Origin of the sequence: Actibacterium sp. MT2.3-13A (assembly GCF_018139985.1) — a bacterium.
GTDB lineage: Bacteria > Pseudomonadota > Alphaproteobacteria > Rhodobacterales > Rhodobacteraceae > JAGSOU01.
Genome location: NZ_JAGSOU010000005.1, coordinates 45,002 through 56,704, shown reverse-complemented (window position 1 = coordinate 56,704; position 11,703 = coordinate 45,002). Strand labels below are relative to the sequence as shown.

Annotated in this window: 13 protein-coding genes; 7 read left to right on the top strand and 6 right to left on the bottom strand. The window is 68.7% G+C overall.

Going from position 1 to position 11,703, the window contains the following annotated elements:
- Position 1: 1 nt before the first annotated feature.
- Positions 2-679 carry a molybdate ABC transporter permease subunit gene (gene modB, locus KCI33_RS06285; protein WP_212523918.1) on the top strand — a complete coding sequence of 226 codons (678 nt, stop codon included), beginning with the start codon at positions 2-4 and terminating at the stop codon, positions 677-679.
- A gap of 3 nt (positions 680-682) precedes the next feature.
- Positions 683-1,774 (top strand): molybdenum ABC transporter ATP-binding protein, encoded by a 1,092-nt coding sequence (gene modC / locus KCI33_RS06280; RefSeq protein WP_212523917.1) that lies wholly within the window; start codon positions 683-685, stop codon positions 1,772-1,774.
- Positions 1,775-1,778: 4 nt separating this feature from the next.
- Here the strand turns inward: modC and KCI33_RS06275 are convergent, their stop codons facing one another.
- The 3 genes from KCI33_RS06275 to KCI33_RS06265 are packed head-to-tail and all read right to left on the bottom strand — an operon-like array spanning position 1,779 to position 5,312.
- Positions 1,779-2,426, bottom strand: coding sequence for an ATP-binding cassette domain-containing protein (locus KCI33_RS06275; RefSeq protein ID WP_212523916.1), 648 nt, complete (start codon positions 2,424-2,426; stop codon positions 1,779-1,781).
- On the bottom strand, positions 2,423-4,105 hold the full coding sequence (locus KCI33_RS06270) for an ABC transporter permease subunit (RefSeq protein WP_212523915.1): 1,683 nt from the start codon (positions 4,103-4,105) through the stop codon (positions 2,423-2,425). Before KCI33_RS06270 ends, KCI33_RS06275 begins: the two co-directional genes overlap by 4 nt.
- Positions 4,106-4,109: 4 nt before the next feature.
- Positions 4,110-5,312, bottom strand: a complete 1,203-nt coding sequence (locus KCI33_RS06265; RefSeq protein WP_249138953.1) for an ABC transporter substrate-binding protein — start codon at positions 5,310-5,312, stop codon at positions 4,110-4,112.
- Between the two features lie 213 nt (positions 5,313-5,525).
- Between KCI33_RS06265 and KCI33_RS06260 the strand changes: the two genes are divergently transcribed.
- The 5 genes from KCI33_RS06260 to KCI33_RS06240 all read left to right on the top strand — a co-directional run bounded on the left by KCI33_RS06260 (position 5,526) and on the right by KCI33_RS06240 (position 9,214).
- Positions 5,526-6,152, top strand: a complete 627-nt coding sequence (locus KCI33_RS06260; protein WP_212523913.1) for an ATP-dependent Clp protease proteolytic subunit — start codon at positions 5,526-5,528, stop codon at positions 6,150-6,152.
- A gap of 135 nt (positions 6,153-6,287) precedes the next feature.
- Positions 6,288-7,556 carry an ATP-dependent Clp protease ATP-binding subunit ClpX gene (clpX, locus tag KCI33_RS06255; RefSeq protein WP_212523912.1) on the top strand — a complete coding sequence of 423 codons (1,269 nt, stop codon included), beginning with the start codon at positions 6,288-6,290 and terminating at the stop codon, positions 7,554-7,556.
- Between the two features lie 247 nt (positions 7,557-7,803).
- Complete coding sequence (locus KCI33_RS06250; protein WP_212523911.1) at positions 7,804-8,187, top strand: NADH:ubiquinone oxidoreductase subunit NDUFA12; 384 nt, start codon at positions 7,804-7,806, stop codon at positions 8,185-8,187.
- A 2-nt stretch (positions 8,188-8,189) separates the two neighbouring features.
- A complete protein-coding gene (mlaD, locus tag KCI33_RS06245) occupies positions 8,190-8,666 on the top strand; it encodes an outer membrane lipid asymmetry maintenance protein MlaD (protein WP_212523910.1) in 477 nt (158 codons plus the stop codon).
- The gene (locus tag KCI33_RS06240; protein WP_349252184.1) at positions 8,663-9,214 is read left to right on the top strand and encodes a DUF2155 domain-containing protein; all 552 of its coding nucleotides are present in this window, start codon (positions 8,663-8,665) and stop codon (positions 9,212-9,214) included. The genes mlaD and KCI33_RS06240 overlap by 4 nt, the downstream gene beginning before the upstream one ends.
- Here the strand turns inward: KCI33_RS06240 and aat are convergent.
- From aat to accB, 3 genes are read right to left on the bottom strand one after another with little or no spacing between them, the layout of a single operon-like run.
- Complete coding sequence (gene aat, locus KCI33_RS06235; RefSeq protein WP_212523909.1) at positions 9,178-9,819, bottom strand: leucyl/phenylalanyl-tRNA--protein transferase; 642 nt, start codon at positions 9,817-9,819, stop codon at positions 9,178-9,180. The genes KCI33_RS06240 and aat overlap by 37 nt on opposite strands.
- Before the next feature lie 24 nt (positions 9,820-9,843).
- On the bottom strand, positions 9,844-11,193 hold the full coding sequence (accC, locus tag KCI33_RS06230; RefSeq protein ID WP_212523908.1) for an acetyl-CoA carboxylase biotin carboxylase subunit: 1,350 nt from the start codon (positions 11,191-11,193) through the stop codon (positions 9,844-9,846).
- A gap of 10 nt (positions 11,194-11,203) precedes the next feature.
- A complete protein-coding gene (gene accB / locus KCI33_RS06225; protein WP_212523907.1) occupies positions 11,204-11,695 on the bottom strand; it encodes an acetyl-CoA carboxylase biotin carboxyl carrier protein in 492 nt (163 codons plus the stop codon).
- Between the last annotated feature and the right edge of the window lie 8 nt (positions 11,696-11,703).

Genomic DNA, 11,703 nt, shown 5'->3' with positions numbered 1-11,703 from the left:
CGTGAGCCTGCCTGACCTCGCCCCCCTGTGGTTGACCCTGAAGCTGGCGGCGGTGACCACGCTGGCGCTGCTGCTCATCGGCACGCCGCTGGCCTGGGCGCTGGCGCGGGGGCGGGGGCGGTGGAAACCCGTGGTCGAGGCGGTGACCGCGCTGCCGCTGGTCCTGCCGCCGACGGTTCTGGGCTTCTACCTGCTGGTCTTTCTCAGCCCCAACGCGCCGCTCGGCGCGGCCTGGCGCGACGTGACGGGGCAGAGCCTGACCTTCACCTTCACCGGGCTGGTGGTGGCCTCCTGCCTCTATTCGCTGCCCTTCATGGTGCAGCCCCTTCAGGCAGGCTTCGAGGCGTTGGGCCGCGCGCCGCTGGAGGCCGCGGCCACCCTGCGCGCCGGGCCGTGGGACGCGTTCTTCTCGGTGGTGGTGCCGCAATCGGCGCGGGCCTATCTGACCGCGATCGTGCTCAGCTTCGCGCATACGATCGGAGAATTCGGCGTGGTGCTGATGGTGGGCGGCAACATCCCCGGCCAGACCAAGGTGATCTCCATCGCGATCTACGAACATGTCGAGACCATCAACTATGCCGAGGCGCATCTGCTCTCGGCCGGGATGCTGGTCTTTTCCTTCCTCATCCTGCTGGTGGTCTACAGCGTGAACCGCCGCTTTCCGGTGCATGTGGGCTAGGCGATGGCGGAGCTGTCCTTCGATCTGGCGCTTTCGCATCCGGGCTTCCGGCTGGAGGCGCGCCACGCGGGCGACCTGCCCGGGATTACCGCGCTCTTCGGGCCATCGGGCGCGGGCAAGAGCACGCTTATGCGCGTCATCGCGGGGCTGGAGCGGGGCGCGGCGGGGCGCGTCGGGTTTGATGGAACCGTCTGGCAGGACAGCGCCCGGCGCCTCTTCGTGCCGCCGCAGCGGCGCGGCGTGGGCATGGTGTTCCAGGACGCGCGGCTATTCGGCCATCTCAGCGTGGCGGGCAACCTGCGCTACGCGGAACGGCGCGCGCGCGGCGTGGCGCCCGAGATCGCCGCGGACGCGGTGATCTCGGCACTGGACCTCGGCCCGCTGCTGGGCCGCCGTCCGGCGCAGCTTTCGGGGGGCGAGCGGCAGCGGGTGGCGATCGGCCGCGCCCTGCTCAGCCGCCCGCGCCTGATGCTGATGGATGAGCCGCTGGCCGCGCTCGACCTCAGGCGCAAGGCCGCGATCCTGCCCTATATCGCCCGCCTGCCCGAAGCCTTCGGGATGCCGGTGCTCTATGTCACCCACGCCATCGACGAGGTCGCCCGCATCGCCCACGACATGATCGCGCTCAAGGATGGGTGCGTGGTGGCCGCGGGGCCGGTGGCCGACGTCTTCGCCCGGCTCGACATCGACGCGGGCGGCAGCCGGTTCGAGGCGGGCGTGATCCTGGAGGCGCGCGTCGCGGCGCTGGATGCGCGCTGGCAGCTGATGCGGCTGGATCTCGGCGGGCAGACGCTGGTCATGCCCGCCGCCCCGGTCGAGCCCGGCGCGAAGGTGCAGCTCCGCGTGCGGGCGCGCGACGTGCTGCTGGCCACAAGGCGCCCCGAGGGGCTGAGTGCGCAGAACGTGCTGGAGGCGGAACTGCGCGAGGTGATCGAGGAGCCCGAGACCGCCTTCGCCGAGATATTCCTCGGCGTCGGCGCCCAGCCCCTGCGCGCCCGCGTCACCCGCGCGGCGGTGGCGCAGTTGGGGCTGGCGCCGGGGCAGCGTGTCTTTGCCGTCCTCAAGGCGATTTCCTTCGACCGCAGGGTGCTTTAGGGCTTTAGCCCGGCGTGGCCAGCTCGATCACGCGGCCCCCGGCGGCCTCGGCATCGGCGGCGTCATGGGTGACCAGAAGCGTCGGCAGGCGCAGCGCCCGGGCACGGGTGAACACCAGCTCCCGGATCTGGTCGCGCAGGGCGGCATCGAGCCGCGAGAACGGCTCGTCCAGCAGGAGCGCGCAAGGCTCCGACAGCAACATCCGCATCAGCGCCACCCGCGCCTTCTGCCCGCCCGACAGCGTGGCCGGATCGCGCGCGGCGAAGCCCGCAAGCCCGATCTCGGCCAGCGCCGCCTCAACCCGCGCCCGGCGCGCGGCGCGGCCCCGGATGCGGGGGCTGAGGCCGAAGGCCAGGTTGGCCCCCACCGAAAGATGCGGGAACAGCAGATCGTCCTGGAACAGAATGCCCACATGCCGCGCCTCGGGTGGCAGCGCGGTCAGCTCGCGCCCGTCGAGCCTGATGCCGCCCTGCAGGGCGAAACCCGGCGCCAGCGTCCCGGTGATCGCCGCCAGCAGCGTGGATTTGCCGACCCCCGAGGGGCCCATCACCGTGACCACCTCGCCGGGCGCGATCCGCAGGTCGACGGAGACCAGCGGTGCGCCACGCCACAGGATGGCCAGGTTTTCGAGGATCAGTCCGCTGTCGCTCATCCCGCGCGCATCCCCCGTCTGTTGGCCCAAATGAGCCGCGGCGCGGCGATGGCCAGCGCGAACCCCAGCACCACCACGCCGGTCTGAGCAATGGCGTAAAGCCCGATCAGCCGCCGGTCGCCGCCCGAGGCCAGCGCCACCGCCTCGGTGGTCAGCGTCTGCACCCGCCCCGCCCCGATCAGCAGCGTCGGCAGGTATTGCCCGGCCGAGACGGCGAAGCCGACAGCCGCGGCGGTCAGAACCGGGGCCAGCAGCATCGGCAGGCGCAGCGTCCAGAAGATGCGGGCGGAACCCGCGCCAAGCGCCGCTGCGACGGTGGCCTGCCGGCTGTCCCAGCTTCGGAACGGGTCGCCCAGCGACAGAAAGACGTAGGGCAGGACGAAAACGAGGTGCCCCAGGATCACCGCGCCCCGCCCCATGTCGGCCCCCGCCATCAGCGCCAGCGTCTGCAACCCGGGCAGAAAGGCGACCTGGGGAATGAGCAGCGGCAGATAAAGCAGCCACAGGCTGCGCGCGCCGGGGCTGAGGCCGTAACGCTGCTCGGCCTGAAGGCAGGCCAGCGTCAGGGCCAGCGCCAGCGTGGTGGCGGCGCCCGCGATCAGGATCGTGTCGATGGTCGGGTCCAGCAGCGCCGGGCCGTGGCGCATCCAGGGATTGAGGGTCAACGTGTCGGGCAGGACGTTGGGAAAGCGCCAGAATCCCGCCACCGACCACAACGCCATCCCCGCGAGGCCGGCCAGAACGGCCCCTGCCGACAGCGCCCCGAGGATCAGCGCGATACGGCGCGCCGGCGCATCGGCATGGTGGCGGCGCCCCCCCGCGACCCAGGCGCGGCCCAGCCGCGCCGCGGCGGTCTCCGCGAGACGCCACAGGACCAGCGCGGCGACCACCAGCGCCAGTTGCAGCGTCGCCCCCGCCGCGGCGGTGAACCGTTGCGCAAGGTCGGGATCGCTCATCCAGCGCACCACCTGCACGGCGAGCGGCGGCGGCGTGTTCGGCCCGAGGATCAGCGCCACGTCCACCACCGACATCGAATAGGCCAGCACCGCATATACCGGCAGCCGGATCTGGGCGTAGACGCGGGGAAAGATGACCTTCAGCCAGCCGGTCAGCCGCCCGTAGCCCAGCGCCTGCGCCACCGTCAGGCTGCGGCGCGGCTGGGCCTGGGGCAGCGCCGCCAGCATCATCAGCAGAAGAAAGGGCATCTCCTTGGTCACGAGGCCAAGGGTCATGGTCAGCCCCCAGGGGTCCTGCACGATCAGCAGGTCGGGCGGGCGGCTCCAGCCCGTGGCCCAGGGCGACAGCGCCCGCGCGATCCAGCCCGAGGGCGCGATCAGGAAGGCGAGGCCGAAGGCGGCGGCGGCGTGGGGCACCGACAGCAGCGGCGACAGCGCGGCCTCCAGCCAGCGAAAGGCCCGCGTGCCGTGCCAGCTGCCCACGATCAGCGCCGTCAGGATCAGCGACAGCACGGTGGCGGCGAGGCCCGTGCTCAGCGACAGGCCCGCGGCAGGGCCAAGGCCCGGCCAGCCCAGCAGCGCGCGCATGGCCGCGAGGCTGGGCGCGGTGCCGCCCAGCGCGGGAAAGATGCCGAAGGCCGGCAGCAATGTGCCCGCCAGCCCGGCCAGCACCGGGCCCAGCATCAGCGCCAGCGTCAGCGCGGGGGCGTAACGCAGGCGCATCAGCCTACTGCGCGGTGCCGAAGCGCGCCTGCCAGTCGGCCTCGATCCGGGTCATCCACGACGGGTGCGGCTCGGGCAGGGCGGGACCGAGATTCTCAGGCGAGAGCGTGGCGATGCCCAGCTCCAGCGCGTCGAAACGAGCACGGTCATCGGCGCCGAGCTTGGCGAGGTCCAGCACCGTGCCGTAGCCCAGAACGCTGGGGTCCTGGGCCCGCGCCTGTGCCTCGGGCGAGAGCAGGAAATCGGCCAGCACCATCGCCCCCGCCTTGGCGTTGGCGTTGTAGGGGATGGCGACGAAGCTGGCGTTGCCGATGGTGCCGCCGTCGAGGACGAAGCTGCGCACCGTGTCGGGCAGCTGGCCGTTGGCGATGGCGGTCGAGGCCTCGCCCGGGCTGAAGGAGATCGCGAGGTCGATCTCGCCATCGGCCATCAGCTGGATCTGGCGCGGCCCGGTCTGCGGATAGGCCCGGCCCTGCCGCCACAGGTTCGGCGTCAGCTCGTCGAGAAAGGCCCAGAGCGGCGCGGTGACGGCGTCGTAATCGACATCCTCCACCGGCTGTTGCAGCACGGCGGGGTCCGCGACCATGCCGTAAAGCGCCTGTTTCATGAAGGTCGTGCCGAGGAAATCCGGCGGCTGCGGAAAGGTGAACCGGCCCGGATTCGCGCGGGCCCAGTCCAGCAGCGCGGGCATGGATTTCGGCGGCTCGGGCAGGCGCGCGGTATCGTAGTAGAACACCACCTGCGCCATGGCCCAGGGGCTTTCCAGCCCCTCGGTCGGCACGGTGAAATCCGAGACCACGGCGGGCTTGCCCGCGACATCGACATAGTGCCAGTTCGGCAGATCCCCGGCCCAGGGGCCGAACAGCAATCCGTTGTCTTTCATCGCTGCGAAATTGGCGCCGTTGATCCAGATGAGGTCGATCGCGCCGCCCTCGTCCTTGCCGGCGGTCTTTTCGGCCAGCACGCGGGCCACGGCGTCGGCGGTGTCCGACAGCTTCACATGCTCGACGCGCACGTCGTAGCGCGATGCCACCTGATCGCCTGCCCAGCGGATGAAGTCGTTGGTCGCCGTGGACCCGCCCCAGGCGTTCCAATAGACGGTCTGGCCCTTGGCCTCGTCCAGCACGGCGTCCCAGTTTTTCGGGTCCGGCGCGGCGCCGGCGGCGGTTGCGAGCGACAGCCCCAGCCCCACGATCAGGCGTTTCAGCATTATTGGTTCCTCCATTGCCCCTTCGGCGGTTATGCCAAGCCGGCGCGGGTCAGGGAAGGACCCGATGGCACAAATGCCCGTGTGCGGGCGTGAACGCCCTTGAGGGGCAGGAAACTGGTGCCGCGCCCCTTGCAGCCCCCCGAACGCGGCCCTAAGACTCTGTGAGGTTTCGCGCCGCTACCATGGGCGCACAGCAACAGGCGGGCAGAGATGAACGATCCTTACGAATTCTACATGAACAACCTGGTGCCGATGGTGGTCGAGCAGACCGCGCGCGGGGAGCGGGCCTATGACATCTTCTCGCGCCTGCTGAAGGAACGGATCATCTTCGTCACCGGCCCCGTGCATGACGGCATGGCCAGCCTGATCGTGGCGCAGCTGCTGCATCTGGAGGCGGAAAACCCGTCGAAAGAGATCAGCATGTACATCAACAGCCCTGGCGGCGTTGTGACCTCGGGCCTGTCGATCTACGACACGATGCAATACATCAAGCCCAAGGTTTCGACGCTGGTGGTGGGGCAGGCGGCCTCGATGGGCTCGCTGCTGCTGGCCGCGGGCGCGCCGGGAATGCGCTTCTCGCTGCCCAACTCGCGCATCATGGTGCACCAGCCCTCGGGCGGCTACCAGGGCCAGGCGACGGATATCATGATCCACGCCCAGGAGACCCAGAAGCTCAAGACCCGGCTCAACGAGATCTATGTGAAGCACACCGGCCAGGAGCTGGGCGCCGTCGAAGCGGCGCTGGAACGCGACAACTTCATGTCGCCCGAGGATGCGAAGGCCTGGGGCCTGATCGACGAGATCGTCGAGAGCCGCGCCAAGGGCGACGGGGAATAAGCCGCAGGACACATGGGGCGCATCGCCGGATTTTGGCGTTGTGCCCGGAAATACTCTGCCCTAGGCTGGTGCGAAGGGTAGACAGGGGCGGGCTGCGCAACGCGTCCCCGCCACAAGAAGCCTCAGAGGATTGATATGGCGAACAACTCCGGCAACGAATCCAAGAACACGCTTTACTGCTCGTTCTGCGGCAAGAGCCAGCATGAGGTTCGCAAACTGATTGCGGGCCCGACCGTGTTCATCTGCGATGAATGCGTCGAGCTGTGCATGGATATCATCCGCGAGGAAACCAAGGGCACCGGCCTGAAATCCACCGACGGCGTTCCCACGCCCAAGGAGATCTGCGAGGTTCTGGACGATTATGTGATCGGCCAGGCCCATGCCAAGCGCGTGCTGTCGGTCGCCGTGCACAACCATTACAAGCGGCTCAACCACGCGGCCAAGTCCGGCGATATCGAACTGGCGAAATCCAACATCCTGCTGATCGGCCCCACCGGCTGCGGCAAGACGCTGTTGGCGCAGACGCTGGCGCGCATCCTCGACGTGCCCTTCACCATGGCCGACGCCACCACCCTGACCGAGGCCGGTTATGTGGGCGAGGACGTCGAGAACATCATCCTTAAGCTGCTTCAGGCGAGCGAGTACAATGTCGAGCGCGCCCAGCGCGGCATCGTCTATATCGACGAGGTCGACAAGATCACCCGCAAGTCCGACAATCCCTCGATCACCCGCGACGTGTCGGGCGAGGGCGTGCAGCAGGCGCTGCTGAAGATCATGGAGGGCACCGTGGCCTCCGTGCCGCCGCAGGGCGGGCGCAAGCATCCGCAGCAGGAATTCCTGCAGGTGGACACCACCAACATCCTGTTCATCTGCGGCGGCGCCTTCGCCGGTCTGGAAAAAATCATCGCCCAGCGGGGCAAGGGGTCTGCCATCGGCTTCGGCGCCGACGTGAAGGAACGGGACACCCGCGGCATCGGCGAGGTCTTCAAGGAACTGGAGCCCGAGGATCTGCTGAAATTCGGCCTGATCCCCGAATTCGTCGGCCGCCTGCCGGTGATCGCCACGCTGCAGGACCTCGACGAGGAGGCGCTGGTCACCATCCTGACCGAGCCGAAGAACGCCCTGGTCAAGCAGTACCAGCGCCTGTTCGAACTGGAGGACACCAAGCTGACCTTCACCGACGACGCGCTGAAGGCGATCGCGAAGCGCGCCATCGAGCGCAAGACCGGCGCGCGCGGCCTGCGCTCGATCATGGAGGACATCCTGCTGGATACCATGTTCGAACTGCCCGGCATGGACGAGGTCGAAGAGGTCGTGGTGAACGAAGAGGCGGTCATCCACCCCGAGGCCAAGCCGCTGATGATCTACGCCGACTCCAAGTCCGAGGGCGCCAGCGCCGGCTGAGGAGGCTGGCACGGGACAGGAATGGAAGGCGGGCTTCGGCCCGCCTTTTTCATGGGAGATGCCCCCGCGCGCCGCGCCTGGATCTGAGCGCGCAGGCCTCCGCCTGCGGGCGGGCGCAGCCCTGCATTTCGGCCCCCGTTGCGACGACGCGCGCAGGGATACGCATCCTTTCGCCGGGGGCGGGCCTTGGCCCTAGACCTCGCGCGCCACTTGGTCCATATGAAAGGGAACGCTCCCGGAGGGTTACATGGGTATCATCAACACCGTTCTTCGCGCCGTCACCTGGTGGAACGACCAGACCATCGGCACGCAGCTCTTCACCTGGCGCAACGGCGTCAAGGTCGGTGAGGACGAGCAGGGCAATGTCTTCTACCAGACCCGCGACGGCAAGCGGCGCTGGGTGATCTACAACGGCGAATGCGAAGCCTCGCGCGTCTCGCCCGACTGGCACGGCTGGCTGCACCACACCTATGACGAACCGCCCACCAAGGCGCCGCTCAAGCACAAGGCATGGGAACGGCCGCATCAGGAGAACCTGACCGGCACCGCTCTCGCCTATGCGCCGCCGGGTTCGATCCGCCAGGCCGCGCCGGTCGAGCGGCGCGATTACGAGGCGTGGCAACCGGAATAATCATGGCCGAGAACGCAACAGAAGTGGCAGTGGGCGGCTTGGTGCTGGCCGCGGCGGTGGGGTTCCTGGTCTATGCCTCGAACGCCACCGATGTTGGCGGTGGCCGCGACGGTTATTATGAACTGACGGCCAGCTTCCGCTCGGTGCAGGGCATCTCGGTCGGCACCGATGTGCGGATGGCGGGGGTCAAGGTGGGCACGATCACCGATCTCGACCTGAACCCGACCACGTTCCGCGCCGACGCGCGGCTGACTGTGCAGGACGGCCTCGAACTGCCGGACGACAGCTCCATCCTGATCTCCTCCGAGGGGCTGCTGGGCGGCAACTACGTGGAGATCGTGCCCGGCGGCTCGCCCTTCAATCTCGAGCCCGGGGCCGAGATCGAGGACACGCAGGGCTCGGTCAGCCTGGTATCGCTGCTGATGAAATTCGTCGCCTCCAGCACCGGCAGCGGGGCCGCCGACGGAGACGGGCAGTGATCCGCAGCCTGGCGCTGGGCCTGGGGCTGATCGCCGCCGCGCCGCTGGCCGCGCAGGAGCCCCTGCCGCAGATCGAGATCCTGCCGCTCGACCCGATGCGGGACAGCCTGCCGCAGATCGAGATCCAGCCGCTGGATCCGGCGCAGGGCACCCTGCCGCAGATCGAGATCACCCCGCTGGAAGAGGCGCCTGGCGCCGGCCCGGTGCTCGAGACCACGCCGCTCGAAGAGACCGCCCCGCAGGCGCCCGAGGCCGCCGTCGCGCCCGGCGCGGTCCTGCGCGGGCTCGACCGGGTGTCGGGGGAGCTGACCGATCTCGATCTCCTCGCCGGTGAGAGCGCGGATTACGGCTATCTCGAGATCACGCTGGGCGAATGCCGATATCCCGCCGACAATCCGTCCTCGGACGCCTATGCCTATCTGACGATTCGCGACCGGCGCGCGGACAGGCCGCTTTTCGGCGGCTGGATGATCGCCTCGAGCCCGGCGCTGAACGCGCTGGATCATCCGCGCTATGACGTGTGGGTCATGCGCTGCATCAGGGAGTGAGGCGCGGGCGGCGGGCCGGCACGGTCGAAATCCGCCGCGACCTGCAACGCCCCGCCCAGAAGCTCCCGATAGCGTTTGCGGGAAATCTCGATGCCGCCGAGTCTGGCCAAATGCGGCGTCAGGAACTGCGTGTCGAACAGGGTGAAGCCGCCGGCGCGCAGCCGGTCCACCAGATAGGCCAGCGCGATCTTTGAGGCGTTGGCACGGCGCGAGAACATGCTCTCGCCGAAGAACGCCCCGCCCAGCGCCACGCCGTAGACGCCGCCGATCAGATCGGCCCCGTCCCAGACCTCGAGACTGTGGGCGAAGCCCGCCTCGTGCAGCGCGAGATAGAGGCCGAAGATCGTGTCGCTGATCCAGGTCTCGTCACGGTCGGCGCAGCCGCGCAGAACGCCCGCGAAATCGCTGTCTGTTCGAATCGTGTAATTTCCCCGCAGGATCGCCCGGCGCAGAGACCTGGAAATGTGGAAACCGTCCAAGGGAATGATCCCCCGATGCCGCGGATCGACCCAGAAGATCTCCGGGTCGTCGCGGGATTCTGCCATCGGGAACACGCCGGCGGCATAGGCCCTGAGCAGCAGGTCGGGGGTCAGTTCCGGTTCCAATCGCGCCTCGCCTTGCGGCCGGGCTCAGGCGGACAAGGTGCTTTCCAGCCAGTGCTCCAGCCAGTGGATGTCGTAGTTCCCCGCCAGGATGTCGGGCTCCTGCAGCAGCGCATGGAACAGCGGCACGGTGGTGTCGACGCCGTCCACGATCAGCTCGCCCAGCGCACGCGCCAGGCGCGCCAGCGCCTCCTTGCGGTCGCGCCCGTGCACGATCAGCTTGCCGATCAGGCTGTCGTAATAGGGCGGGATGACATAGCCGTCGTAAAGCGCCGAATCCATCCGCACGCCCAGGCCGCCGGGCGCGTGGAACGCCGTGATCCGGCCCGGGCAGGGCGAGAAATTCGGCAGTTTTTCGGCGTTGATGCGAACCTCGATCGCATGGCCGTTGAGCTGCAGCTCGTCCTGGGTGAAGGACATCGGCAGCCCCTCGGCGACGCGGATCTGCTCGCGCACCAGATCGACGCCGAAGATCGATTCGGTGACCGGGTGCTCGACCTGCAGGCGGGTGTTCATCTCGATGAAATAGAACTCGCCATCCTCGTAGAGGAACTCGATCGTGCCGGCGCCGATATAGTTGATCCTGGCCACGGCCTCGGCGCAGACTTGGCCGATGCGGGCGCGGGTCTCTTCGTCGATGCAGGGGCCGGGGGCCTCTTCGAAGACCTTCTGGTGGCGCCGCTGGAGAGAGCAGTCGCGTTCGCCCAGATGCACGGCGTTGCCCTTGCCGTCGCCGAAGACCTGGATCTCGATATGGCGCGGCTTGCCGAGGTATTTCTCGATATAGACCTCGTCGTTGCCGAAGGCGCTCTTGGCTTCCGAGCGCGCGGTCTGAAAGGCGTAGTCCAGGTCGTCGGCGGTCTTGGCCAGCTTCATGCCGCGCCCGCCGCCGCCGGCGGTCGCCTTGATGATCACCGGATAGCCGATCTCGGCCGCGACCTTGCGGGCGGTCTCCAGATCCGGCACGCCGCCGTCCGAGCCCGGCACGCAGGGCACGCCCAGCGCCTTCATGGTGTCCTTGGCGGTGATCTTGTCGCCCATCATGCGGATATGCTCGGCGGTGGGGCCGATGAAGGTGATGTCGTGATCCTCGACGATCTGCACGAAATTGGCGTTTTCCGACAGGAAGCCATATCCGGGATGGATCGCCTGGGCGCCGGTGATCTCGCAGGCCGAGATGATCGCCGGGATCGACAGGTAGCTCTGCCCGCCGGGGGGCGGGCCGATGCACACGGCCTCGTCGGCCATGCGCACATGCATCGCGTCCGAATCGGCGGTGGAATGGACCGCCACCGATTTGATGCCCATCTCGCGGCAGGCACGGATCACCCGCAGCGCGATTTCCCCACGGTTGGCGATCAGGATTTTCTCGAACATTGGCCGGGCCTTATTCGATGATCATCAGAGGAGCGCCGAACTCCACCGGCGCGCCGTCCTCGACCAGGATGCGCTTGACGGTGCCCGCGTGCGGCGCGGGGATCTGGTTCATGGTCTTCATCGCCTCGACGATCAGCAGGGTCTGGCCCTCGGTCACGGTCTGGCCGACGCTGACGAAGGGCTGCGCGCCCGGCTCGGGCTGCAGGTAGACGGTGCCGACCATCGGCGAGGTCACGGCGCCGGGCAGGCGGGCCAGATCCTCGACGGTCTGCGCGGCGGGCGCGGCGGCCGGAGCGGGGGCAGCGGCCGGTGCCGGGGCAGGGGCCGCGACGGCCACCGGGGCGGGGGCAGCCACGGGGGCGGCGCGCGACACGCGCACGTCCAGGCTGTCGTCCTCGCCGTATTCGCGCTTGACCTGCAACTCGGTCAGGTCGTTCTCGCGCAGGAGCTCCGCAAGGGCCTGGATGAAGGCCACGTCCGCGTCATGGGTGTGTTTTGTCATGCCGTCCT

Coding starts and splice junctions, on each gene's coding strand:
- KCI33_RS06270 (WP_212523915.1), bottom strand. CDS start 4,105: ATGCGCCTGCGTTACGCCCCCGCGCTGACGCTGGCGCTGATGCTGGGC.
- KCI33_RS06260 (WP_212523913.1), top strand. CDS start 5,526: ATGAACGATCCTTACGAATTCTACATGAACAACCTGGTGCCGATGGTG.
- accC (WP_212523908.1), bottom strand. CDS start 11,193: ATGTTCGAGAAAATCCTGATCGCCAACCGTGGGGAAATCGCGCTGCGG.
- mlaD (WP_212523910.1), top strand. CDS start 8,190: ATGGCCGAGAACGCAACAGAAGTGGCAGTGGGCGGCTTGGTGCTGGCC.
- modC (WP_212523917.1), top strand. CDS start 683: ATGGCGGAGCTGTCCTTCGATCTGGCGCTTTCGCATCCGGGCTTCCGG.
- accB (WP_212523907.1), bottom strand. CDS start 11,695: ATGACAAAACACACCCATGACGCGGACGTGGCCTTCATCCAGGCCCTT.
- KCI33_RS06275 (WP_212523916.1), bottom strand. CDS start 2,426: ATGAGCGACAGCGGACTGATCCTCGAAAACCTGGCCATCCTGTGGCGT.
- clpX (WP_212523912.1), top strand. CDS start 6,288: ATGGCGAACAACTCCGGCAACGAATCCAAGAACACGCTTTACTGCTCG.
- KCI33_RS06250 (WP_212523911.1), top strand. CDS start 7,804: ATGGGTATCATCAACACCGTTCTTCGCGCCGTCACCTGGTGGAACGAC.